Origin of the sequence: Changchengzhania lutea (assembly GCF_006974145.1) — a bacterium.
GTDB classification, from domain to species: domain Bacteria; phylum Bacteroidota; class Bacteroidia; order Flavobacteriales; family Flavobacteriaceae; genus Changchengzhania; species Changchengzhania lutea.
Genome location: NZ_CP039456.1, coordinates 1,380,458 through 1,404,934, shown reverse-complemented (window position 1 = coordinate 1,404,934; position 24,477 = coordinate 1,380,458). Strand labels below are relative to the sequence as shown.

The 24,477-nt window shown below is 36.0% G+C and carries 22 protein-coding genes; 8 read left to right on the top strand and 14 right to left on the bottom strand.

Annotation, left to right across the window (positions count from 1 at the left end; all coding sequences use genetic code 11):
- Nucleotides 1–65 precede the first annotated feature (65 nt).
- From FAF07_RS06570 to FAF07_RS06535, 8 genes are all read right to left on the bottom strand, one after another.
- A complete protein-coding gene (locus tag FAF07_RS06570) occupies nucleotides 66–926 on the bottom strand; it encodes a cupin-like domain-containing protein (RefSeq protein ID WP_142784349.1) in 861 nt (286 codons plus the stop codon).
- Nucleotides 927–1,266: 340 nt separating this feature from the next.
- Nucleotides 1,267–1,419 carry a GIY-YIG nuclease family protein gene (locus FAF07_RS19015; RefSeq protein WP_317130348.1) on the bottom strand — a complete coding sequence of 51 codons (153 nt, stop codon included), beginning with the start codon at nucleotides 1,417–1,419 and terminating at the stop codon, nucleotides 1,267–1,269.
- A gap of 137 nt (nucleotides 1,420–1,556) precedes the next feature.
- A complete protein-coding gene (gene bioB / locus FAF07_RS06560; protein ID WP_142784348.1) occupies nucleotides 1,557–2,651 on the bottom strand; it encodes a biotin synthase BioB in 1,095 nt (364 codons plus the stop codon).
- 50 nt (nucleotides 2,652–2,701) lie between these two features.
- A complete protein-coding gene (locus FAF07_RS06555; protein WP_142784347.1) occupies nucleotides 2,702–3,859 on the bottom strand; it encodes a beta-ketoacyl synthase N-terminal-like domain-containing protein in 1,158 nt (385 codons plus the stop codon).
- A gap of 101 nt (nucleotides 3,860–3,960) precedes the next feature.
- Entirely contained in the window at nucleotides 3,961–5,226 is a 1,266-nt protein-coding gene (gene bioA, locus FAF07_RS06550; RefSeq protein WP_142784346.1) for an adenosylmethionine--8-amino-7-oxononanoate transaminase, read from the bottom strand.
- A gap of 101 nt (nucleotides 5,227–5,327) precedes the next feature.
- The gene (gene bioD / locus FAF07_RS06545) at nucleotides 5,328–5,936 is read right to left on the bottom strand and encodes a dethiobiotin synthase (RefSeq protein ID WP_142784345.1); all 609 of its coding nucleotides are present in this window, start codon (nucleotides 5,934–5,936) and stop codon (nucleotides 5,328–5,330) included.
- The gene (locus FAF07_RS06540; RefSeq protein WP_142784344.1) at nucleotides 5,933–6,346 is read right to left on the bottom strand and encodes a putative signal transducing protein; all 414 of its coding nucleotides are present in this window, start codon (nucleotides 6,344–6,346) and stop codon (nucleotides 5,933–5,935) included. Before FAF07_RS06540 ends, bioD begins: the two co-directional genes overlap by 4 nt.
- A 27-nt stretch (nucleotides 6,347–6,373) precedes the next feature.
- Complete coding sequence (locus tag FAF07_RS06535; protein ID WP_142784343.1) at nucleotides 6,374–7,516, bottom strand: aminotransferase class I/II-fold pyridoxal phosphate-dependent enzyme; 1,143 nt, start codon at nucleotides 7,514–7,516, stop codon at nucleotides 6,374–6,376.
- 134 nt (nucleotides 7,517–7,650) lie between these two features.
- On the opposite strand from FAF07_RS06535, the gene FAF07_RS06530 reads away from it, so the two are divergent.
- The 4 genes from FAF07_RS06530 to FAF07_RS18820 are packed head-to-tail and all read left to right on the top strand — an operon-like array spanning nucleotide 7,651 to nucleotide 8,879.
- On the top strand, nucleotides 7,651–8,172 hold the full coding sequence (locus tag FAF07_RS06530) for a DUF2975 domain-containing protein (RefSeq protein ID WP_142784342.1): 522 nt from the start codon (nucleotides 7,651–7,653) through the stop codon (nucleotides 8,170–8,172).
- Nucleotides 8,173–8,175: 3 nt separating this feature from the next.
- The gene (locus FAF07_RS06525) at nucleotides 8,176–8,382 is read left to right on the top strand and encodes a helix-turn-helix domain-containing protein (protein WP_142784341.1); all 207 of its coding nucleotides are present in this window, start codon (nucleotides 8,176–8,178) and stop codon (nucleotides 8,380–8,382) included.
- A 47-nt stretch (nucleotides 8,383–8,429) separates the two neighbouring features.
- Nucleotides 8,430–8,609: a DUF3157 family protein gene (locus FAF07_RS18825; RefSeq protein WP_246067791.1), complete on the top strand. Its 180-nt coding sequence runs from the start codon at nucleotides 8,430–8,432 to the stop codon at nucleotides 8,607–8,609.
- A gap of 21 nt (nucleotides 8,610–8,630) precedes the next feature.
- Complete coding sequence (locus FAF07_RS18820) at nucleotides 8,631–8,879, top strand: hypothetical protein (RefSeq protein ID WP_246067790.1); 249 nt, start codon at nucleotides 8,631–8,633, stop codon at nucleotides 8,877–8,879.
- Between the two features lie 25 nt (nucleotides 8,880–8,904).
- Here the strand turns inward: FAF07_RS18820 and FAF07_RS06515 are convergent, their stop codons facing one another.
- Entirely contained in the window at nucleotides 8,905–9,822 is a 918-nt protein-coding gene (locus FAF07_RS06515) for an IS1595 family transposase (protein WP_142783597.1), read from the bottom strand.
- Nucleotides 9,823–10,060: 238 nt separating this feature from the next.
- Here FAF07_RS06515 and FAF07_RS06510 point away from each other — a divergent pair, with 238 nt between their 5' ends.
- The 4 genes from FAF07_RS06510 (at nucleotide 10,061) to FAF07_RS06495 (ending at nucleotide 15,865) form a co-directional block, all read left to right on the top strand.
- Entirely contained in the window at nucleotides 10,061–10,501 is a 441-nt protein-coding gene (locus tag FAF07_RS06510) for a LexA family protein (protein WP_142784340.1), read from the top strand.
- 8 nt (nucleotides 10,502–10,509) lie between these two features.
- Complete coding sequence (locus FAF07_RS06505) at nucleotides 10,510–11,052, top strand: GNAT family N-acetyltransferase (protein WP_246067789.1); 543 nt, start codon at nucleotides 10,510–10,512, stop codon at nucleotides 11,050–11,052.
- Between the two features lie 102 nt (nucleotides 11,053–11,154).
- Nucleotides 11,155–12,462, top strand: coding sequence for a sugar MFS transporter (locus tag FAF07_RS06500; RefSeq protein ID WP_142784339.1), 1,308 nt, complete (start codon nucleotides 11,155–11,157; stop codon nucleotides 12,460–12,462).
- Between the two features lie 127 nt (nucleotides 12,463–12,589).
- On the top strand, nucleotides 12,590–15,865 hold the full coding sequence (locus FAF07_RS06495; RefSeq protein WP_142784338.1) for a VCBS repeat-containing protein: 3,276 nt from the start codon (nucleotides 12,590–12,592) through the stop codon (nucleotides 15,863–15,865).
- 59 nt (nucleotides 15,866–15,924) lie between these two features.
- Here FAF07_RS06495 and FAF07_RS06490 read toward each other — a convergent pair whose 3' ends face one another.
- The 5 genes from FAF07_RS06490 to glmS all read right to left on the bottom strand — a co-directional run bounded on the left by FAF07_RS06490 (nucleotide 15,925) and on the right by glmS (nucleotide 24,390).
- Nucleotides 15,925–16,200, bottom strand: coding sequence for a F0F1 ATP synthase subunit epsilon (locus tag FAF07_RS06490; protein WP_142784337.1), 276 nt, complete (start codon nucleotides 16,198–16,200; stop codon nucleotides 15,925–15,927).
- Nucleotides 16,201–16,274: 74 nt separating this feature from the next.
- Nucleotides 16,275–17,783, bottom strand: a complete 1,509-nt coding sequence (atpD, locus tag FAF07_RS06485; protein ID WP_142784336.1) for a F0F1 ATP synthase subunit beta — start codon at nucleotides 17,781–17,783, stop codon at nucleotides 16,275–16,277.
- A 170-nt stretch (nucleotides 17,784–17,953) separates the two neighbouring features.
- Nucleotides 17,954–19,579: an SGNH/GDSL hydrolase family protein gene (locus FAF07_RS06480; RefSeq protein ID WP_142784335.1), complete on the bottom strand. Its 1,626-nt coding sequence runs from the start codon at nucleotides 19,577–19,579 to the stop codon at nucleotides 17,954–17,956.
- Nucleotides 19,580–19,591: 12 nt separating this feature from the next.
- Entirely contained in the window at nucleotides 19,592–22,357 is a 2,766-nt protein-coding gene (locus tag FAF07_RS06475; protein WP_142784334.1) for a TonB-dependent receptor, read from the bottom strand.
- Between the two features lie 185 nt (nucleotides 22,358–22,542).
- Nucleotides 22,543–24,390, bottom strand: coding sequence for a glutamine--fructose-6-phosphate transaminase (isomerizing) (glmS, locus tag FAF07_RS06470; protein WP_142784333.1), 1,848 nt, complete (start codon nucleotides 24,388–24,390; stop codon nucleotides 22,543–22,545).
- Nucleotides 24,391–24,477 lie beyond the last annotated feature (87 nt).

Below are 24,477 nucleotides of genomic sequence, written 5' to 3'. Positions count from 1 at the left end.
TTCATTATTTTTATTTTTTGAGTGTGCAAATGTATTACTAAGTTTTGTAATTGTTAAGGTTTTAATTACAAACGTTTATTTGTGGATTTTATAGCCTGTTCATTTTTCCAATCTATCCATTTCTGCCCTTTAAAGCGACGCATAACGTTATCATATTGACGCATGATCAATAAATTATAAACAGCCTTACTAAAGTTTTTTGGGTTTCTGGCAATAGCGCGCAAGCTCATAGAAAAACCTGGTGTGATGTAACGCATATAATGCCAATAGCCTTCGGGCATATACAGCGTTTCACCATGATTGAGTTCTGTTTTATATCCGGTGGCTTTTTTAAGTGCGGGCCATTTATCAAAATCAGGATTATTAAAATCAATATCCTCGCGGGTAATTAAGGAATGCGGAATTTTATATAAATAATCGGTTTGCTTTTGGTCAAACAAAATACATTGTTTTTTGCCTTCAAAATGAAAATGAAAAATATTGGCTAAATCAATATCATAATGCATAAAAGTGTGTGCATCGCGACCTCCAAAAAATAGCATAGGCAAACCTTTCATCAGCCTTAAACCAAAATCCGGAAACCAGAAATCCTTTTGTAACTGCGGTATTTCCTTTAAGGCATTCCATAAAAAAATACGGTATTTGGTAGGTTCGCGCTGTAATAAATCGACATAATCACCCAATTTCATTTTAGTATGCGGCTCATTAAACCCATCCTTATAATCCACGGGGCGGTCATCATATAACGGCACCGTAATGTCGCCTCCCAAACGTTTCATATACGCTAAATTCCATTTGCTATAGGCTGGCCAATCATCAATAAAATGCTCGATCACAACAGGCTTTTGCGGCTTTAGGTAGTACTCTATAAAATTAGCCTTACTAATGGTATGAACGCGCGGTATATCTTGAAGGTTTAAGGACAATGCTTCCGAGTTTTAAGGGAGTCAAAGGTATTAAAATAGAGTCGAAGTAAAAAAGTAATTTGTGCGTTACCACAAGGGTCGGGCTATACGCTATATCTTTTTTGTGCTAAATTTATTTCAGGATCTCAATAAATGCTCGCAATACCTCTTAAAATGAGTTTCTATTATAACGTATTGTTGGGCACAAAAAAGGATGCCGCTGCTATCCCTAACGCAGGTGTTTTTTAGTCATGTCGAAATGAGGAACGATTGAGACATCGCATAAAGATTAGAATATGTGATGATTTAAAGTCTCCCACTTAGAATTGAAATCTGATATTAATTTATTTTTCTTTTCGCGTCACCATTTTTTGAGTCCTTTTTCTCTTGCAATCCGTAATTTTGGATATTTGAATGTTTCGTAATAAACCATATAGATGCATGCATATTTTCCTGCAAAAGATTTTTTAGTATGTTGACTATCAAAATAATGTTGAGATAATCTATTTTGGATATTATTGGTAAAACCTATGTATCATGTGGTTCGGTATTTATTAGTAGTAATATAAACGACGTATTTATGTAGCAACGAAAAATAGTTAGGTTTTCACAGATTAAGATTATCAGATTTCTCTTATCGTCGAAATGACGCTACTTAACAGTCTTAGCTTTTGCCTTTGCTGCTTCATTACGTTCAATAGCATGCTCTGGCCGTGTCCATTTCGGCTTTTCACCTAAGGCTTGATACTGAGAATTATTGGCCTCAACGGTTTCAGGTTGCATTTTTTTAATGAAGGGCTTTTGCGGGTTCAAGCCCAATAACTCAAACATTTTCATATCCTCGTTCACATCTGGATTGGGTGTGGTTAATAATTTATCACCTGCAAAAAGGGAATTGGCACCAGCAAAAAAGCACATGGCTTGTCCTTCTCTGGTCATGTCGGTTCTACCCGCACTTAATCGTACTTGGGTTTCGGGCATCACGATTCTAGTGGTAGCTACCATACGAACCATATCCCAAATAGATACAGGTTCTTGGTCTTCTAGAGGCGTGCCTTCAACGGCTACCAACGCATTAATAGGAACTGATTCTGGCTGCGGATTTAATGTTGATAAGGTGACTAACATGCCAGCTCTGTCTTCAATCTTTTCGCCCATACCAATAATACCGCCACTACACACTGTAACATTGGTTTTACGTACATTATCAATAGTTTCTAAACGGTCTTCGTAACCTCGCGTGGAAATGACTTCTTTATAATACTCTTCAGAGGAATCTAAGTTATGGTTGTAAGCATATAATCCGGCTTCTGCTAAACGTTGGGCCTGGTTTTCGGTAATCATACCCAAGGTACAGCACACTTCCATATCCAATTTGTTTATGGTGCGTACCATTTCTAAAACTTGGTCAAACTCCTCGCCGTCTTTTACATTTCGCCATGCGGCACCCATGCATACGCGCGAGCTTCCGCTTGATTTGGCTCGTAAAGCTTGCGCTTTTACTTGCTGAAGAGACATTAAATCATTCCCCTCAATATCGGTGTGATAACGTGCTGCCTGCGGACAATAACCACAATCTTCTGGACAACCCCCCGTTTTAATAGATAGCAAGGTGCTCACCTGAACCGTATTAGGATCGTGGTGCAAACGGTGAATGGTAGCTGCTTCGTAAAGCAATTCCATTAAGGGTTTATTATAAATATTAAGAATATCTTCCTTAGTCCAGTTGTGTCTTATCTCGCTCATAAATCTGTTGGTTATTCAATTTCAAAAATACTAATTTAAAAGTTACGCTTTTATTTTTTAGATAACAAAATACTCACGGCATTTCCGCCAAAACCTACGGCATTCACTAAAATATGATTGAGTGTGGTCGGTTGGTGCTCGTTATCTAAATAGGGCACGTTTATAAAGGTTTGATGTTGTAACATTAAAATCGCCAATTCTATGCTCAACATTCCAGAAGCACCAAAGGTGTGCCCTATTTTCCATTTATTGGAAGTTAAAGCGGGCATCTTTGTTTTAAATAGGGTTTCAATGGCCTTATATTCCGATTGATCGCCTTTTATAGTCCCTGGAGCATGCATTACAATAGCATCAACGGCCTCCGGATTCATGCCGCCCAATGCCATTTGCATGGATTTTTGAAAACATTTGGCATCGCTTGAAATGGAGATGTTATGTTCAAGAATTTCGGTGGCATAACCCATACCATTAATAATAGCTAAGGCATTTTCTTTTCTGCCAGATTCTAAACAGGCCATAGAAGCGCCTTCTCCCAATACCATCGTGTTTTGGGTTTTGTTCAGGTCTAAGGCTTTGCACGGATAGTCATTAGTGTCTTTAGCATAAATTTTTAAAGCTTGCATTTGCGCAATAGTAAACCCTGTTAATGGCGCTTCACTGCCGCCAACCAAAAAGGAACGGCACATGCCAGAATTTATCCAAGCAATTCCGTTTAGTACCGCATGCAATGCCGTTGAACAGGTAATAGAATGGCTAATGTTTGGGCCCTTAGTTTGTAAATCATGAGCCACCCAAGATGAGATATTCCCTAAAGTTGTGGTTGGCGAACTTAGGGTTTTGGCCTTGTTATTTTTAAGAAAATCTTCGTGATAGGTTTCAAAGAGATGTGTCGCGCCCCTTGATGAGCCGATATTGATACCAAAATTGTCTGTATTTTTCCAACCGGCATCTCTTACGGCTTGTCTAGAGGCGTAAATGGCATATAAAACCGTATTGTCAAGCGATTTATATTTGCTGTCAGATTGTCTTAATAATTCAATGTCTTGTTTTGCTTCTTTTGGAATTTCAGCGACTAAAACAGGATCATTTTTAAACTTTTTTTCTTTGATAAAATGGCTGTCCGTTTGATAATTCGTCCAAGTGTCGGCCAATGATTTTCCCAAGGGGGAAATAGATGCTATAGCCGTTATAGAGATTGGTTTGTCCATATGTTTTTGTCATGCTGTCCCGATATTGGGATTGTGTCAGCACCTCATCATGTTGGGATGTAAATCTGAAATAAATTTAGATTGACGTTCGGATGACAAAGTTATACTATTTCTAAAGCATCTTCAATAACTTGATACACTTTATCCAATTGAATTTTAGTAATCACGTATGGCGCTTGAATATATATGGTATTGCCTAATGGGCGCAGAAAGACACCCTTATCCATAAAAAACTGGAATAACTTGTCTCGTAAGTTACCATAACGTGCCATTTCAACATTCAGGTCTAGTGCGAAAATGATACCCATTTGCCGAATAGATACTACTTTATGGTGGTTTTTTATACGTGCTCCAAACGCTTGATGTGAATCGGTAATGCGGGCTATGTTGTCTTGCATCTCTTTCGAGGTCAAAAGCTCAATACTCGCCAAAGCAGCGGTGCAAGCCAGTGGATTTGCAGAATAGGTGTGCCCGTGAAAAAGTCCTTTTTTAAGGTCGTCGCTATAAAAGGCATCATATATTTTCTGGGAACAGGTGGTAAGCGCCATAGGTAATAAACCCCCGGTAAGTGCTTTGCTTAAACAGATAATATCTGGTTTTGTATCCATATAGAGTGATGCAAAGTGCCTGCCTGTTTTCCCAAAACCGGTCATGACTTCATCTGCCACAGTAATAATATCATGGTCATTACAAAAGTTTAGAATAGCATTTAAACCCTCAGCGTCATGCATTTTCATGGCGGCGGCACCTTGTACCAAAGGTTCGTAAACAAAGCCTGCCACATCATGTGTTTTAACAATAGCCTCCAGAGTGTCTAATATGTCTTCATGGTTTTTGCCATTAGGGGTAGGAATGCGTTGTACATCTAAAAAGAAGTCTTCAAAAGGGCCGTTATAAACCGATAATCCAGAAACACTCATGGCACCAAAGGTGTCGCCATGAAATCCATCTTCAAAGGCAATTAAGGTATTCCGTTTATCACTTTTATTAAAATGAAACTGTAGCGCCATTTTAATTCCAATTTCAACAGCCGTAGAACCATTGTCACTAAAGAAAATCTTGTTTTGATTCTCAGGGAGGATTTTTATAAGCGCTTCGCTAAGTTTTACAGCTGGTTTATGAGTAAAACCGCTAAACACCACTTGATCGAGTTGTTGCATTTGCTTTGAGACTCGACTGGTAATATACGGATGGCAATGCCCAAACATACAGGTGTACCAAGAGGCTATAGCATCAATGTACTCGTTACCGTTTTCATCTGTTAGGATGCAACCTTCGGCTTTGGTTATGGCTACGGTATCGGGATGCAACTTATGTTGCGTTAAGGGATGCCATAGGTGTTTTTTGTCGCGTTCTTGTAAGTTCATAAGCGTCATACTGAACTCGTTTTCAGTATCTCATATTTTTTTGATGTTACCCCTGAAATACTGAAATAAATTCGGCACAAGCAATTTCAAGGTAACATTGATTACAATTTTTCTTTAAAAATTTCGGCATATTCCTTAATCACATTATTATCAAAATAGGGCTCTTCATCAATTCTTCCAATGATGGGAACACCTGTCATTTTAGAAATAATACGTTCGGTTGTTACGTGTTCCGCACCGCTAAAGATGATAGACACATTAAAGCCTTTTTCTTTTAAAAGATTCACGGTAAGCAGTGTATGGTTAATGCTTCCTAAATAATGACGAGATACCACAATGACCATATATCCTGGTTTGATGAGGTCTAAAACGGTCTGGGTGTCATTTAAAGGGACCAACAATCCGCCCGCACCTTCAATAACCAAATGGTTTTTAGTTTTCGGCGATTTAATTTTTTTAATGTCAATTGAAATATTCTCAATTTCTGCAGCTGCATGTGGACTCATTGGAGTTTGTAACGCATAGCTATTGGGGTGACATTTCGATGTTTTATTTGAAATTAAATGTTCTACTTTTTTGGTGTCGCCATGGTCTAATTCCCCAGCTTGAATAGGCTTCCAATAATCGGCCTCTAAAGCTTCCGTTATAATTGCTGAAGCGATTGTTTTACCGACATCGGTTGAAATTCCTGTAATGAAATAGGTGTTCATTTTAAATCAAATTCTGTTTTACAATTTTCACACCTATATTTATGTTTTGTGTAAAATGGGAGTGTTGAAAATAATACACCAAAAATAAACCAGAATAATGATTTAGCATCCTTTATTGTTGAAAAGAGTTCTATTTTTTCGCTTTTACAATTTGGGCAATTTACGGTATTACCATCGTCATCAATAGAATATTTTTTGATAGACTCTAAAATATGCTGTGCTTCCAACGCTTGACGGGATAACACTTTGAGTTTCACGCCGCCAATAGCATGGCTTACCAACGGGTCTGTATCTATGGTTAGGTTGTCTGATAGAAACACTTGTATGCCTTCGGCTTCCAGTCGGCCTTTTACGATTTGTGCCTCCATGGAATATTGAAATCGTGCTATGGTTTTAAATATTTCGCTCATACATTTTATTGGGTGTTTCCGTCATGCCTAATTTATAAAAGTTGCCAGCAAATTTAAAACCGCTGAGATGTCTTTTTTAGTATTATAACTGTGTAAGCAAAAACGCAAGCGCTCTTTGCCTTTAGGAACGGTTGGTGATACTATTGGTTTGACATCAAACTGATGGTCTTGTAGTTTTTTTGCAATAGATTTTACCAAATCATTACCTGAAATAATACAACACTGAATCACCGAATGAGATTCAATAAAGATATTTTCAATATTATTTTTAGTGATTTCCGATTTAAAATAGTGAATATTTTGATGCAGTTTATGTCTGATTTTTGTATCAGTTAATTCCTGATACGCAAACTGAATGGTGGCTAAACTATGAGGTGGTAGCCCGGTAGTATATATAAAACTACGCGCAAAATTGATGAGATATGCTTTCAAGGGCTCGCTTCCAAGAATAGCAGCACCATGACACCCCAGCGCTTTTCCAAAGGTTATAATGCGAGCAAATATATACTGTTCTAATTCTAATTCTTGAACAAGACCTGCACCATTTTTTCCAAAAACACCAACCGCATGTGCTTCATCAATAATAACATGCGCTTGATGCTTTTTGCTGATGGTAACTAGGGCTTTTAAATCTGGCGAATCACCATCCATAGAAAACACAGATTCTGTTACTATATACATAGTGGTTTCCTTTGAAATCTGTCGGCAACGCACAAGGTGACGTTCTAGATCTTCCAGATCATTGTGCATAAACTTATAGGCTGTGGCATGGCTCATAGAGATGCCATCACGTATGGAAGCGTGTGCAAATTCATCATATAAAATCACGTCGTTGCGCTGTGGGACAGACGAAAAGAGCCCGATATTGGCATCGTAACCCGAATTGAACATGAGTGCAGATTGACTGTTGTGAAAATTTGAAATTATATTTTCAGTAATAGGATATAAAGTGTGATTACCTGATAATAAACGAGAGCCCGTAGCCCCATTTTGGGTCATGTTATGCCCCACTAAAAACGCGTGTGTCTTATTAAAAATGGTTTCAGATTTAGAAAAACCTAAATAGTCATTGGATGAAAAGTCTATTAAATTAGATGGTGTTCCCAAATATCTCAGAGCGTTATTCGCTTTGCGTTCTTCTAGTTTTTGTTGAAGTTTTTTTGGAATCACAAATCAAATGTACAAAGACCTGTCAGGTTTTTAAAACATGATAGGTCTAAAAATTTATATTTATCTTTTTTTAATAAAAAATTATTGTTTATCAATAATTTTTGTATATTTGTTATCGAAAAACAATAATAATTATGAAAACAAAACAAGTTTTAAACATAATGAACGTAGTATCGTGGATTGTATTTATAGGCTACTGTATTAAAGCGGGTGCCATAGCTATAGTGTCAATTCTTACCATTTTTGTAAATAAGAAGGCTACCGAAAATTTATATATGGGAATTGATATCTCTAATCTTTATGATTTTAGTGAGATGCACTACACTTTTGTTGTGTTGCTCTTTGTATTGATTGTAATTATAAAGGCTTATATTTTTTACCTTCTAATTAAAATATTTAAAACAATGGATTTTAATAGGCCATTTGATGGAGTAGTAGTACAACTGATTTTTAAAATTAGTTATTTTTCATTAAGTGTGGGTCTCTTGGGGATTATTTCGAATGCTTATACCAAATGGTTGAGTTACAAAGTGATTTTTACAGAACTAGAAATGGAGACTTCTGCATATATATTTATGGCTGGTGTCATTTTTGTTATAGCGTCATTATTTAAACGAGCTACTGAAATTCAAGCTGAAAACGACCTAACAATCTAACTTATGCCAATAATTGTAAATCTTGATATCATGTTGACGAAGCGTAAAATGCGTAGCAATGAATTGGCCGAAATTATAGATATAACGCCTGCCAATCTATCTATTTTGAAATCGGGTAAGGCTAAAGCGGTTCGGTTTTCAACATTAGAGGCTATTTGTAAAGCCTTAGATTGCCAACCAGCCGATATTTTAGAATATGTAGAAGATTAGTTTAACACGAAAAGTGTATTTTTATAATTCTATAAAATATACGCACTATGAAAACGATTTTTTTATTGCTCTTATTTACGATCTCTGGTATCGGTTTTGCCCAAGATAATCATATTGTAAAAACAGATGATGGCAGACGCGTTTTACTAAAGACTGATTTTTCTTGGGAGTATATCGATTCAGAAAAACCAGCTACAGTTGGTGCCGTTGCAGATGGCTCTAAGTAATTAAGTAAGAATGCCTGTAATATGGAGAAAGGGTTTAAAGAGCCAAAGTTAGATAGTAAAATCCAATCAAAATTAAAGCGAGGTCATGCCACAATTGATCATGTAAAGAAAAAGGTTGCTAAAGACTATAAGTGCGATGTCACTGATGTTTTATTGTTGTCTTATAAAGAACAAAAGGAAAAAGCAGTGTATCATTTTTGTGCAAAGGGCAAAAAAGTGACCTATAAACGTATTGGGAATTCTATTATAAAGAAAGCGAAGTTTTTTTAAGATCAAAAATTTTTTGTATATCCGTTTAATGTCCATTAGCTGTAATGCTAGCAATAATAAGCCTATCAAAGATTCGTTCTCCAAAATACCTGCGGTTGAGCTTATAAACAAACTCGTTCAGATATAATTGCAAATATTTCTTCTTGATTTTATGATAAGTTCCCGCAAAGTTCCTTTTAGCATTGCTTATTGCTATATGCACCCATTTGAGTGTTTCTTTGGTGGTTTGTTCGTTTGATTTCTCTGTCATATGTATTTCTACATAGTCTGCAATATTTACATATGAAGTACTCTTATCTGTAAATATAATAGTTTGCTCGTCATCAATAGCGTCTTTGAAGCTTTGGTCTGTGCCATCTGCCTTGTGGTCTTCTAATACCTTAGCTTTAAAATAACGGCATTGTCTATCTACTTTTCCTGTTTCTATATCTTCCAGTATGGTGCTTTCTGCCATAATCATAACATTGGATTTAGTTTTGCTCCCTCGACCTGCTTTTTGGGTTTTGTGTGCTTGTTCCGAGGCTTCAATAGTAAAATAGCCTTCATCCATTTCTATCATTCCTTCCAATGTGTACCTGTCATCACGATCCCCCATTGCTCTACGCAGTTTATGGACCATTGCCCAAACTGGCTCATAACGTTTTAGCCCCAACTGGCGCTGTATCTCTTTACTGGAAAATCCTTTTTTTGTGGTGCTCATCAAAAAAATGGTCTTGTACCAAACCAGAAATGACAATTTAGAGCTTTCCATTATGGTGCCACTGCGCAATGATGTCCTTGAGTTGCAGGATTTACATTGATAGCTCCATTTATTGATCAGCCAATAGTGGTCTGTACATCCGCAACGCTTACAAACAACACCTTGCTTGTCCCTTTGCTCCTTGAAATGAAGCCTGCAACTCTTTTCATCTGTGAAATGAACCCCAAAAGAAAATATATCCATAGCTAACTGTTTTTGAATCAATTAAATATACAAAATATTAATCAATATAGGGGTGTTTACGGATATACAATAAAATTTTATTTTAATAGTTTCTTTTTCAATTTAAATATCACTTTCTCGTATATTTACTTTCACATCCACCTTAGTCAGATTGCAAAAGGTTTTAAATGTCATTATAAAGTGTTAGCGAATACAAAGGATTGCAACACTAAAGCAAAAAAATAATACACAAATAAACATGATACTTCATACCTCTAAAAGTTTAACGCTTTTCACACCAGAAGCCATCAACGGATTGGATGCCGTATTTTTAGATACCGGCATTTCAGCAGGATTTCCTTCGCCAGCCGAAGATTTTAAAGAAGAGCGACTTTCTTTAGACAGAGAACTTATTAAAAACAAAGAAGCCACTTTTTTTGCACGGGTAAGCGGGCAATCTATGATTGGAGCAGGACTTGACGACAATGATTTGTTGGTTATAGATAAAGGCCTGGAACCAGAAAACAACAAAATAGCGGTCTGCTTTTTAGATGGTGAGTTTACAGTAAAACGTTTAAAAGTAGATAAAGATGAGGTTTGGTTGCAGCCAGAAAATCCCAATTATCCCATAATAAAAATTACAAGCGAAAATGATTTTATCATTTGGGGTATTGTTACCAATGTGATTAAAAAAGTGTAGTCTTTTAAGTGAAAAATATAATTTACAAAAAGGCAGAAACTACTGAGGAGTTATATCAAATTCTCGATCTTCAACATGTAAATATTCGAGATTCTATATCCAAAGCAGAGAGCAAATCTGAAGGCTTTGTAACCGTACAACATGATTTTTCCATCTTAAAAGCCATGAACAATACCTGTGCCCACACCATTGCAAAAAGTAATGGCAACGTAATTGGGTATGCCTTATCTATGGTTAAAGCATTTAAGGAAGAGATACCTGTTTTAAAACCCATGTTTAAGAAAATAGATAGCTGTGTAGATCCAAATCTTAGCTATATAACCATGGGGCAGATTTGCATTGATAAAGCATTTAGAAAACAAGGTGTATTTAGAGGGCTTTACAATGCCATGAAAACCCATGTAAAACATGAATTTGATGCGATAATTACCGAGGTAGACGGAAAAAATACGAGGTCTTTAAATGCCCATAAAACAATAGGGTTTAAGTTGCTAAAAAGGTATATGTCAAATAATCAAAATTGGGAACTTATTATTTGGAATTGGACGTAATTATATAAACAAACTAAAGAATGCATCTTCAATATTAATGACGGTAAAACAAACTAAAATATAATTTTATTAATAACCATAGCTAATAATCTAGAAACATCAATGCAAGCAAAGAACAAACACTTAGTTCCAATTCTTATCATAGCCGGATTATTTTTCATTTTCGGTTTTGTTACTTGGATTAATGGTGCTTTAATACCTTTTATGAAAACTATTAGTGAATTAACGTCTGCACAATCCTTTTTAGTAGCATCAGCTTCCTACATTTCCTTTGTGGTTATGGCTTTACCCGCTTCCTATATAATTAATAAAATTGGGTATAGAAAAGGGATGTCTTTAGGCTTAATTGTCATGGCTATTGGTGCTTTAGTTTTTATTCCAGCAGCAGAGGCAAGAACATATTGGGTGTTTTTATTAGGGATTTTTGTACAAGGTATGGGGATGACTTTGTTACAAACAGCTTCAAACCCCTATATTACTATTTTAGGACCTATTGAAAGTGCCGCAAAGCGTATAGCAATTATGGGAATTGCGAATAAGGTTGCAGGTGCCTTAGGCTCACTAATTTTTGGAGCTCTTTTATTATCAGGAATAGACGAAATTAAAGAAAAATTAAGTATCGTTAGTGCTGTTGAAAAAGGACTCTTGTTAGATGCTATGGCAGATAGTGTTGTAACGCCTTATATTGTTATGGCAGTTGTTCTTTTTATATTAGGGGTTCTAATTAGAAAAGCACCGTTGCCACATGTTGAAGCCGAACCGATTGAAGTATCAAAAGAAGGAGAAACAGCTAAAACCAGTATTTTTCAATTTCCACATTTATGGCTAGGAGTATTAACCCTTTTCGTGTATGTTGGTGCTGAAGTTATAGCAGGTGACACTATTATAGCTTACGGTATTTCTTTAGGGTTTCCCGCCACTGATGCTAAATTTTTCACAACCTTTACATTAATGGCGATGGTTGCTACTTATGGACTAGGTGTGTTTTTAATTCCTAAATATGTTAATCAAGCTTTAGCATTAAGAGCAAGCGCTATTTTAGGAATAATATTTACTTTTTGTATAATTTTTACTTCAGGATTTGTATCCGTTCTTTTTGTAGCAGCATTGGGGACAGCTAATGCATTGGTCTGGCCAGCTGTTTGGCCTTTAACATTAAAGGGGTTGGGTAAATTCACTAAAACAGCTTCAGCATTGTTAATTATGGCTATTTCAGGAGGCGCAATAATACCTCCATTATATGGAAAATTAGTTGATGGAAATAAAGCGGATTTAGTTGCTCAAGGTATGAGTGATGCCATGGCATTTGCAGAAGCTTCTACAAAAGGTTATTGGATTTTATTACCATGTTATCTCATTATTTTATATTATGCTTTTTTGGGGCATAAACTTGGATTAAAAAAGGAGTAATTTTTTTATGGTTTAATGTTTTTGATTCCTTTTACAAATGGATATTACATTAATCTGTGGGTATAAAAAACCGCGAAGCATTTGCTTCACGTTTTTAATATATTTTTTAAAATAAATGAAGTCAGCTATGAGTTTAAAGCACATATTATTCATAACCTTAATTTGCTTTTGTATAAGCTGTAGCGAAGAAAACAATTTTGTTCCTTTTGACGATGGAAAAAACACTGTGTTCACAGCGATTCCAGAAAGCCATTCTAAAATAGATTTTGAGAATAAAGTTGAAGAAAATTTGGATTTCAATTTTTTAAACTACTCATATATATATAATGGCGGAGGCGTAGCTGTAGGCGACATTAATAACGACGGTTTAGAAGATGTTTACTTTACCTCTAATCAAAATTCCAATAAATTATACTTAAACAAAGGGAACTTTGTATTTGAAGATATTACTGAAAAAGCTAAAGTCGAAGATGATACAGGCTGGACTACAGGAGTTGCTATGGTAGATATTAATAACGATGGGTGGTTGGATATTTATGTTTGTAAATCGGGATCATTAAACAATCGCAGGGCGCGGCAAAACAAGCTTTTTATCAATCAAAAAAACAATACTTTTAAGGAAGAGGCTTTAAAATATGGGCTAAAAGAATATGGTTTTTCAACACAGGCTTATTTTCTAGACTACGATAAAGATGGCGATTTAGATATGTATCTCGTTAACCATAGCTCAAATTTTAATAACGATTTACTCAGCCCACCTCAATATCAAAGTAGATTAACAAAAGATGATATAGACCGGTTATTCAGAAACGACAATGGCGTCTATAAAGACGTCACGAAAACATCGGGGATTTCCACTAAAAAAGCATGGGGTTTAAGTGCCTCTATTGGCGATTTTAATAACGATTCATGGCCAGATATCTATGTGGCAAACGATTTTTTAGAACCCGATTTTTTATACATTAACAATAAAGATGGCACTTTCGAAAACTCTGTTCTAGAGAACTTTAAGCATATTTCAAACAATAGCATGGGCTCTGATTTTGCTGATATTAATAATGATTTGTTACCAGATCTTATTGTTTTAGACATGATGGCTGCCGATAGAAAGCGCGGAAAAGAAAATATGCCATCCATGAGCACGGCAAAATTTAATCGTATGGTGAACAAAGGCTATCACCATCAATACATGTCTAATATGTTACAACTTAATTCCGGAAATGGAACTTTTAGTGAAATTGGCCAGTTTTCGGGAATAGCAAAAACAGACTGGAGTTGGGCGCCCTTAATTGCCGATTTTAACAATGATGGCTTTAACGATGTGTTTGTTACCAACGGAATAGATAAAGACCTTTCTAATCAGGATTTTAGAAATACCATGCGCAGAAAAAATATAAACTATAATAAAAAGGAAAGTTTAGAAGAAGCTACTAATTTAATTCCTTCAGAAAAGCTTACAAATTATATGTTTAAAAATAATGCCGATTATACTTTTAAAGATGTCTCTCTTGATTTTGGTTTTGACGCTAAAATAAATTCAAACGGTGCCGCTTATGCCGATCTTGATAATGATGGCGACCTCGATCTTGTGCTTAATAATCAGTCAGATAAAGCATCTATTTATAGGAATAATACAGAAGCTAACTATGTAACATTAAGTTTAGAAGGCTCAAAAGAAAACATAAAAGGCATCGGTGCAAAAGTTGAAGTTTACACTAATAATACACAACAATTAAAGCAACTATATACGAGTAGAGGCTATCAATCATCAGTAAGTTTTAATTTGAATTTTGGGTTGGGAGAATCAAAAGTTGTAGATAGTTTGAAAGTGATTTGGAATGATAATAAGACAGAAACTTTAACAAATATTGAAGCAAATAAGCGCTTAACCTTGTCTTATTCAAAAGCAAAAAAAGAAGATGTTGATGTTAAAAAAGAAGTGTCATTATTCGATTCAATTTCTGCCTCTAGCATAGGAATTGATTACAAACACAAATCTGTTAATTTTAACGATTACAACTTGCAGTTATTATTACCTCAAAAGCAATCTACAATTGATAATGCACTAAGCGTTGCCGATGTGAATAACGATGGTTTAGACGATGTTTTCATTGGAAATACAATAGGATTTTCTGCAGAACTTTATATTCAAAATAATTTAGGAACTTTTGTGAAAACAAATCAGGAGTTATTTGAAAAAGATAAAGCGTATAATGATAACAATGCATTGTTTTTTGATGTTGATAATGACAACGATTTAGATTTATATGTTGCTTCGGGTAACTACAGTCAACCAGAAAAAAGCACTTTACTTCAAGACAGGTTATATATAAATGACGGTAAAGGAAATTTTTCGAAACGAAAACTTCCAGAAATGTTGACGATTACAAAGGCCATTGCCACTGGCGATTATGATAATGATGGTGATTTAGATTTATTTGTTGGCGGACGCATAGTTCCAGGGAAATATCCCAAGGAACCAACATCGTATTTATTGGAAAATAAAAACGGATACTTTATAAACATGACTTCGATAAAAGCTAAGGAGTTAGAGACCATTGGTTTAGTAAACGATGCCCAGTTTTCAGATTATGATAGTGATGGCGATGTCGATTTAGTTTTGGCAGGCGAATGGATGCCTGTCACATTTTTTAATAATGAAAAGGGCACTTTTACAAAAGTAGATTTGCCAACAAATACCATTACAGGTTGGTTTCAAACCATATGCGCGATAGATTTTGATACCGATGGCGATGATGATTATTTTGTTGGAAACTTAGGAGAAAATAATAAATTTCATCCAACAGAAAAGAAACCACTACATATTTATGCTAATTATTTTGATGACAATGCTAGCTACGATATTGCATTAAGTAAAGAATCTGATGGCGATTTATTTCCTATTCGTGGTAAGGAATGTTCATCTCAACAAACACCTTTCTTAAACGAAAAAATTAAAACATTTAGAGAGTTTGCCAATTCGAATATTATGGATGTTTACGGAAAAGAAAATATCGAGTCTGCCCTTCATTTACAAGCCTCCAGTTTTAGTTCGTATTATATTCAGAATAATGGCAATGGGGATTTTGAATTTAAAAGCTTACCCAATTTAGCTCAATTTGGACCTACGCTAGATTTTGAGTTTTTAGATATGAATAATGATGGTTTACTTGAATTATTGGGAGTTGGAAGTATATATGATTCAGAAGTTGAAACGATACGTTACGATGCTTCTCAATGTTATATTTTAACTTATAACAACAATAAAATATCTGACTATAAAGATTTAATAAGTTTGCCGAATAATGAAGTTAAGGCTATTGAGCGTATTGTTATAAACGACGAATTATATTTTATTTTGATGAATGCAAATGAAGAACTTAGCCTATTAAAGATTAGGTAAAGGGCATAAAAAAACGCGAAGCATTTGCTTCGCGTTTTTAATATATTGTAAAATAAAATCTAGTCTGCTAAAACAATAACTTTATTATCTTTCATTTCAATGGTTCCGCCATTAATATGCATAACCCATTTACCGTTTTTCTGAGTAAATTTATTTTCGTAGCCTATGGTAATTGCAGGATTTCCTTGAAACCTTACTTCACCTTCAGCCAATAGTGAAACAATGGCGGCATGATTATTTAACATTTGGAATTCACCATCGACACCTGGAACAGTAACGCTTTCAACTTCGCCACTTACTAGGGATGCTTCTGGAGATACAATTTCTAAATACATATTTTATAGTTGTTTGTTATTAGTTTATGGTTGTTGGTAAAACTAGCAACCATAAACTATAAACCATTAACCAATTAAGCTTCAGCTAACATTTTATCACCAGCTTCAATAGCTTCTTCAATAGTTCCTTTAAGGTTAAATGCTGCTTCTGGCAAGTGATCTAATTCACCATCCATAATCATATTAAACCCTTTAATGGTTTCTTTAATGTCTACTAAAACACCTTTAAGGCCTGTAAATTGCTCAGCCACGTGGAACGGTTGTGATAAGAAACGTTGTACACGTCTTGCTCTACCAACAGCCATTTTATCTTCTTCAGATAATTCTTCCATACCAAGGATGGCAATAATATCTTGTAATTCTTTATATCGTTGTAATAACTCTTTTACGCGTTGCGCACAGTTGTAATGTTCAGCTCCTAAAATATCAGCAGTCAAAATTCTTGAAGTAGAATCTAACGGATCTACCGCAGGATAAATACCCAATTCAGCAATTTTACGAGATAATACCGTTGTGGCATCTAAGTGAGCAAATGTTGTTGCGGGAGCAGGATCGGTTAAATCATCTGCAGGTACATAAACCGCTTGTACAGATGTAATAGAACCTCTTTTTGTTGATGTAATACGCTCTTGCATGGCACCCATCTCTGTTGCTAATGTGGGTTGGTAACCTACCGCAGATGGCATACGACCAAGTAATGCAGATACCTCAGATCCAGCTTGTGTAAAACGGAAAATATTATCTACGAAGAAAAGGACATCTTTTCCCTGTCCTTCACCAGCACCATCACGGAAATATTCAGCAATGGTTAAACCAGATAAGGCCACACGTGCACGTGCTCCAGGAGGCTCATTCATTTGTCCGAAAACAAACGTCGCTTTAGATTCTTTCATTCCAGCTTTATCAACTTTAGAAAGATCCCATCCGCCTGCTTCCATAGAATGCATAAAGTCGTCACCATATTTAATAATGCCAGATTCTAACATCTCTCTTAAAAGGTCATTCCCTTCACGCGTTCTTTCTCCAACTCCAGCGAAAACTGAAAGTCCACCGTGTCCTTTAGCTATATTGTTAATCAGCTCCTGAATTAATACCGTTTTACCTACACCGGCACCACCAAATAATCCAATTTTACCACCTTTTGCATAGGGCTCAATTAAATCGATGACTTTAATACCTGTGAATAAAACTTCAGTAGAGGTTGATAAATCTTCAAATTTAGGTGCTTGTCTGTGAATTGGCAATCCAGCATCACCCGCCTTAGGTAAATCTCCAAGACCATCAATAGCATCTCCAATTACATTAAATAAACGGCCATATACATCACCTCCAATTGGCATTTGTATAGGTGCTCCAGTTGCAACAACTTCAGTACCTCTACTTAAACCATCAGACGAATCCATAGCAATAGTACGAACAGTATCTTCACCAATGTGAGATTGTACTTCAAGTACTAAAAGCGAACCATCTGCTTTTTTAATTTCTAACGAATCATAAATTTTTGGAAGTTCAGCACCTGCACCGAATTCAACATCGATAACGGGACCTACTATTTGTGCAACTCTACCTGTAACTTTAGACATTACTTATATGTTTAATATTATGCGATTTAATTCTATGAACACACTTGATGTTTTCGCGTGCAAAGATATATTTTTTAATTTAAATTTTTGTATCAAACTATGCCTTTTTTAGACAAAAAAAACACCTTCGGTAAGAAGGTGTTTCAGTATAATATATTTGAATTGAATTATTATAAGTTAGGAGAATAATTTGTTGGGTAATCTCCAGGATTTGCCTTAACTCCAGCAGCTATAAAATTGGAGCCATAAGTAGTATCAATAGCTTCCAAAAATTTATTAGCCATTATAGCATAACCTCTAGCTGTTAAATGTACACCATCTAAACTTACTAAACCACCTGAAACCAAATCAGTTGTAAGCGTGAAATCACCATCAGAGATTCCTGTAGTGGAAGCCTCCTCCAAAATGCCTTTAAAATCAACCAAAGCTAAACTGTTAGCAGAAGCAACGCTCGCAATTGTTGCGTTGTAAGCATCTGTTGCAGTTCTAATAGCGAGCTGTTCACTTGGTAATAAAACCCACTTATCTTCTAAAGGAAGCGTGACGCCTTCTACAGCAAATTGACCCGCAACAGCTTGAGATAATCCTGCTAGGGCTAGTTGGCCTGCAAAAGCGGTATTTACTGTACCAATAATTGAGCTACTTGGTAGCACTAGTAAATCATCTTCTGTAGCTTGTCTTGCTTGTCCATACAAACTTCCAAACAAACCAGCTACGGTTTGTACAATAGTCGGGTTGCTTCCGTCTAAACCAAACTGAGAAAGGAAAACGGGAAAAGCTGGACTGGCAGCTAGTGCTCCTGAAATTTGTGCTGCGATATTAGGCAGACTTTCATCCTTAATAACCACAGGGCTTGCCGCCGTTTCAGAAAAAACAATCACCCGACTTGGGTCAATGGCTTGAAAAATTGGATTTAGCGCACCAAAAACTGTATTCAATGTTGGTATTTGAGGGCCAAAATCTGGATTTGTTGGATCTAATGGAGCAAATGGCACCGTGGTAAAGTGAGGTAAATTAGTAATATAGGGTACGTTAGCAACAACACCTTTAGCACCGTTTGCGGTTAATGCTGTGACTTGGCCTGAAAAAACTTGGGCAAATACATTAGGGTCTGTAATGTCATTTCCACCATAAGTAGCTGGATCCAAATTCCCTGTTTGGTCAACTCCTGATCCTCCAGAAGTTGCAAACCCTAAAACATCATTTCCTCCTACTTCAGAGAGTGTGAAAAAAGTAGGATTCTGAGCGACAGCATCACCAATAATAGTTGCATTTGTAGATGATGCCATTCTTGCAAAATAAGGATTTGCAGCTCCAACAGGTACTCCTGCAAGGTTACCATAACCAGGAGCTACGAAATGAAAACTTTTTGCTCCAGGAACTCCCATATTAGAGAAGGATCCTGAAAGAATATTTGTTGTTTCAGTTGTTGGTATTGCAGGTAAAACAGCAGGTCCAGAGCCATTGAAAAATAGCCTTGGATTAGTTATAATGTTTCCACCAAATAGTAGTCCACCAATATTATCATTCATCAGTGGTTGTGAAAAATTTGCGCTACCAAATTGCTGTGATAGTATGTTTGGAAATGAGTTTTGCTGACTAGCAATAAACAAAGCGCCATCCGTGAAACCCGCTGTAAAAGAGGCTCCAACAGCAACATAGTTTGTAAAATCTGCACTACCAGCAGTAAAAGCTGGTACTGGTTCTGGGTTTGGGGTATAATCGTAATCGTCTTCACTACAAGCTGTAAACGTTATTAGGACAGCTGAAAGGAATATGTATTTAATGCTTTTCATTTTAATCAATTTTTATAAGTTATTAATAGTCCAAGACAAGTAATACATGGATCCAATGCTACCAACACCAATGGCTGTAAAATATTCATCCCCAAGTAAATTTGTTGCTCCTACTTTAAATGATGACTTAAGTGATGGGACTGTGTAATTAATTTGTGCGTCTATAACATGATAGGCTGGAATTTGACCATTGCCAAAGGTAGCTTGCCAATAATAGGTGTCACTCCATCTCCAAGCGGCATTAAATCCGAAGTTTTTAAATAGTTCAGTGTTTCCAAAACTTAATTTAGTTTTATGTTCTGGTGTATTGAAGCTTGTAATAAAGTCAGGGAAAGCAGCTTGGTCAAAATCCTGTTTAGTATAGGTATAACTTCCACCTAAATCAAAACCTCCTAAAACTTTCATATTTAAACCTATAGAGCCACCATAAGAATTGATATCTGCTTCAGAATTGTTATAGGTTTGATAATCACGAAAATCGCGATTTGAAATTGCATCAACAGAAATATCATCAGTTCCAGCAGTACCATAGAACGGTGCGCTCACAACTTCTCCAGAAATAAAATCTTGGTACTTGTTGTAATAAACACTCATATCAATGATTACCTTATTTAGCTTACCTCTGTATCCAACTTCAACAGAAGTAACCTTTTCAGGCTTAACAACATCAGAGTTACCAACTTCTAATAAACTAGCATCTCTATTGTTCACATTGTTACCACTTGCTAAATATGCATCTACTGATGATTTTAAGAATGAATTTTCATAAGCAGCTCGACCCGTTTGAGAAACCGTAGCTGGTTGACCCAAAGCAATACCTCCTGGGTTGATGTTATAAGTTCTTTCATAACGATCTAAATTATCTGGAGCAGAACCAACTAAAACTCTTGGACCAGCATTAAGACCTATAAATAAATCTTGTGTGGTTGGGTTTCTAAAACCTGTTTGTACTGAAGCTCTAATATTATGATTTCTGTTTACTGTTAAACCAGCAGAAATTCTGGGAGAAATAAAGCCATCGAAAAATTCAGATTTATCGTAACGTGCAGAACCCGTAAGTTTTAATTGCATGTCATCATTCAACTCAAATTCTTTTTGGAGTTGGGTGTAGATTCCATATTCAGAATAATCAATAGGACCATCAAAATCCGTATAAATAGTCCCAGAAGAATTTAAACTGTATTGTCTATATGAGCCACCAACTTGAATATCTACTACATCCCATAAATGACTAAAGTTGTAATTGACATCACTATGATAATATTTAGATGCATCCTGGAATTTAGAACCTGTAGTCAAATCAGGGTCGTTAATACTTTTATTGAATGCAGCTTCAAATTCTGGAGTGCCAGGTAAAAAACGCCCTGACTCTGCCTGTGCTCTTGCGGCAGCATGAGCTTGAGTATCTGTTGCTCCTGTAAGTGTGGCACCAACATAAGTGTTGATATACTCACCAAACCATTGTTCATCAGACTTCCATGCTCTATTTATATTAACACCTGTGAATACCATATCATAAGAATCTCCAGCTTTATCTGAAACGACATAGCCTCTAACAAAGAAATTATCATTCTTTACTTCAATTTTATGTTGCTGTTGCGAGAAACCATTAATATTGTATCTGTTACTACCTTGGTATATGGTATTTCCTGTACCAAACTTTCCAACGTATTGAATTTCAAAATCATTTTCCCAAGGCCGAAAATACAAGCCCCAATCTGCTTTAATACTTTCTGCATTATAGTTTGTCAAGTCTCTTTCTTCGTAGCCAGTTCTACTTACAACCACATCTGGTACAATACCAGTTCCGCCAGCTAATACGTTAATGTTAGCAGCAACCAAATCACCATAAACGTTAATTCCATCATAATCGAGACTTTCTCTGGTAGCACCAGTTCCTGGTTTACCATTATAATTATCAGCAGTCCAATCTGTCCCTTTTAACCATCCAAAGTTGACTTTGGCAGCAAATTTATTACTGAACTTATAAGCTGCTCTGATACCAGAATCTCTATAGGTATTGTCCCCACCAGCGTCTTGCGAAGTAATACCTTGTTTATGATAACCACTAATGCCTTGAAAATCAAAAGGACTTTTACTTCGCATAAATAAGATACCATTGAATGCGTTCGCTCCATAAAGAGCAGATGCCGCTCCAGGTAATAGCTCGACGCTAGCTACATCGGTCTCATTCATTCCAACCAAATTTCCGATTGGGAAATTCAATGCGGGTGCCGAATTGTCCATGCCATCTACCAACTGCATAAAACGTGTGTTTGCAAATGTTGCAAATCCTCTGGTGTTTATCGACTTAAAAGTTAAACTATTCGTATTAATATCAACCCCTTTTAGATTTTCTAATCCATCGTAAAAACCTGCTGAAGCTGTATTTTTAATTTCCTTTAATCCGAAACGCTCCACAGTTACTGGTGATTCGAAAATACGCTCAGGAGTTCTCGATGCCGAAATGACTACTTCATCTAGAGAAGTTCCTTCGTTAAGGATAAAATCAATTTTTTGATTATTTGATGTAACTTCAACAGTCACTGTTTCAAACCCTACACTACTTGCTTGTACCGAAAATGGAGGGTTTTGAGCGTAAATGAGTGAAAAATTACCATCAAAGTCTGTTACTGTTCCAGTGGAAGTTCCAGTAACTATGATGTTTGCACCAGGAATGGGTTGACCACTGTCATCAACAACAGTCCCGGTAATTGTTGTTTGAGCGTAGGTGATACCGCATAAAAACAACATGAAAATTGGGAGAATTTTTTTCATTTGTATGAATTAGTTTAAGTTTAGTTTAGCAATATATATATATTATACAGGACTTCCACATAAAAATATAAAAAATTATGCGCGCATAGTAGTTTTTCTGCAAAAAAATAGTGTGATTTTTATCATTTTAGCAATTAAAATGATAAAAATCACACTATTTTCAAATTAGGTTGTGATGCCGTTAACTATTCCACGGTAACCGATTTCGCTAAATTACGTGGTTGATCGACATTTTTATCTAACAACACCGCAATATGGTATGATAGTAATTGAAGCGGAATGGTAGTAAGTAATGGAGATAAGGATTCTAGTGTATCTGGAACTTCAATAACATGATCTGCTAGTTCCTTCACTTGTATATCGCCTTCAGTGACAATACCTATAATTTTTCCTTTTCTGGATTTAATTTCTTGAATGTTACTCACAACCTTTTCGTAATGGCCTTTTTTTGTAGCAATGACTACAATAGGCATATTCTCATCAATCAATGCGATGGGACCGTGTTTCATTTCAGCAGCAGGGTAGCCTTCAGCATGAATATACGAGATTTCCTTTAGTTTTAATGCGCCCTCTAAAGCTACAGGGAAATTAAAACCTCTGCCCAAGTATAAGCAATTTCGTGAATCTTTATATACATCTGCAATCATTTTAATATGTGCATCCGCTTCTAAGGCCTTTTCAACTTTTTTAGGAATCATTTCTAACTCTAATAAGTGTTGACGGAAGTCTGAACTTGACATGGTGCCTTTAGCTCTAGCTAAACGTAATGCGATTAATGTCAAAACGGTAATTTGAGTTGTAAATGCTTTAGTTGATGCCACTCCAATTTCTGGACCAGCATGCGTATATGCCCCTGCATCTGATTCTCTTGCGATAGATGAACCGACTACATTACAAACTCCAAATACGAAAGCACCTTTTGACTTGGCTAGTTTAATGGCAGCTAAAGTATCGGCGGTTTCACCAGATTGCGAAATGGCAATCACCACGTCATTCTCTGTAATGACAGGGTTTCTATATCTAAATTCTGAAGCATATTCAACTTCTACAGGAATTCTAGCCAGATCCTCAAAAATATATTCGGCTACCAGTCCTGCGTGCCACGATGTACCGCAAGCCACAATAATAATACGATTGGCATTAAGAAACCGCTTCATGTTATCTTCAACACCAGCCATTTTAATAATGGCATCCCCTCTTAAGAGCCTTCCTCTGTAGGTATCTGTAATCGCTTTAGGTTGTTCGTGAATCTCTTTGAGCATGAAATGCTCATAGCCCCCTTTTTCAATTTGTTCTAAGTTTAATTGAAGCTCTTGTACATAGGTATCAACTAAAGAATCATCTTTAATTTTACGGATTTTAATAGGTTTATGAAACCTAATAACTGCCATTTCTTCATCTTCCAAATAAATGGCATTTTTTGTATATTCTAAAAAAGGTGACGCATCACTAGCAATAAAGAATTCATCTTCTCCAACGCCAACAGCCAAAGGGCTTCCTAGCCGAGCAATAACGACCTCTTCTGGCTTATTTTTATCGAACACGGCAATGGCATAGGCGCCAATAACTTGGTTTAAGGCTATCTGTACCGCTTTGCCAAGCTTAACATTTTCTTTATTCTTGACATCTTCAATTAAATTTATGAGCACTTCGGTATCGGTATCCGAATGAAAAACATAGCCTCTAGATATAAGCTCTTGTTTTAATGAATCGTAATTTTCAATAATTCCATTATGGATAATAACCAGTTCTCCCGAATTTGATAAATGCGGATGGGAATTCACATCATTAGGTACACCGTGGGTTGCCCATCGTGTATGGCCGATGCCTACATTTCCACTTTTTGAAATTTCGATATCTGCACGCGCTTCTAAATCAGCTACTTTACCTTTCGTTTTTGATACTTTTAAATCGGTACCATCAAATAAAGCGATACCGGCACTATCGTATCCTCTGTACTCAAGTCTCTTAAGGCCTTCGATTATAATGGGGTAAGCGTCTCTATGTCCTATATATCCAACAATTCCACACATATGATTCTATTAGTTTTGGGGTTTTAATTCAAAGCAAATATGTGAAATATATGCTAGTGAATAAGAATTATTATATGAATTCCCTAT

Coding starts and splice junctions, on each gene's coding strand:
- FAF07_RS06540 (WP_142784344.1), bottom strand. CDS start 6,346: ATGAGCGAAATATTTAAAACCATAGCACGATTTCAATATTCCATGGAG.
- glmS (WP_142784333.1), bottom strand. CDS start 24,390: ATGTGTGGAATTGTTGGATATATAGGACATAGAGACGCTTACCCCATT.
- FAF07_RS06525 (WP_142784341.1), top strand. CDS start 8,176: ATGCCAATAATTGTAAATCTTGATATCATGTTGACGAAGCGTAAAATG.
- FAF07_RS06530 (WP_142784342.1), top strand. CDS start 7,651: ATGAAAACAAAACAAGTTTTAAACATAATGAACGTAGTATCGTGGATT.
- atpD (WP_142784336.1), bottom strand. CDS start 17,783: ATGTCTAAAGTTACAGGTAGAGTTGCACAAATAGTAGGTCCCGTTATC.
- FAF07_RS06490 (WP_142784337.1), bottom strand. CDS start 16,200: ATGTATTTAGAAATTGTATCTCCAGAAGCATCCCTAGTAAGTGGCGAA.
- FAF07_RS06500 (WP_142784339.1), top strand. CDS start 11,155: ATGCAAGCAAAGAACAAACACTTAGTTCCAATTCTTATCATAGCCGGA.
- bioA (WP_142784346.1), bottom strand. CDS start 5,226: ATGAACTTACAAGAACGCGACAAAAAACACCTATGGCATCCCTTAACG.
- bioD (WP_142784345.1), bottom strand. CDS start 5,936: ATGAACACCTATTTCATTACAGGAATTTCAACCGATGTCGGTAAAACA.
- FAF07_RS06475 (WP_142784334.1), bottom strand. CDS start 22,357: ATGAAAAAAATTCTCCCAATTTTCATGTTGTTTTTATGCGGTATCACC.
- FAF07_RS06555 (WP_142784347.1), bottom strand. CDS start 3,859: ATGGACAAACCAATCTCTATAACGGCTATAGCATCTATTTCCCCCTTG.
- bioB (WP_142784348.1), bottom strand. CDS start 2,651: ATGAGCGAGATAAGACACAACTGGACTAAGGAAGATATTCTTAATATT.
- FAF07_RS18825 (WP_246067791.1), top strand. CDS start 8,430: ATGAAAACGATTTTTTTATTGCTCTTATTTACGATCTCTGGTATCGGT.
- FAF07_RS06515 (WP_142783597.1), bottom strand. CDS start 9,822: ATGGATATATTTTCTTTTGGGGTTCATTTCACAGATGAAAAGAGTTGC.
- FAF07_RS06510 (WP_142784340.1), top strand. CDS start 10,061: ATGATACTTCATACCTCTAAAAGTTTAACGCTTTTCACACCAGAAGCC.
- FAF07_RS06480 (WP_142784335.1), bottom strand. CDS start 19,579: ATGAAAAGCATTAAATACATATTCCTTTCAGCTGTCCTAATAACGTTT.
- FAF07_RS18820 (WP_246067790.1), top strand. CDS start 8,631: ATGGAGAAAGGGTTTAAAGAGCCAAAGTTAGATAGTAAAATCCAATCA.
- FAF07_RS06495 (WP_142784338.1), top strand. CDS start 12,590: ATGAGTTTAAAGCACATATTATTCATAACCTTAATTTGCTTTTGTATA.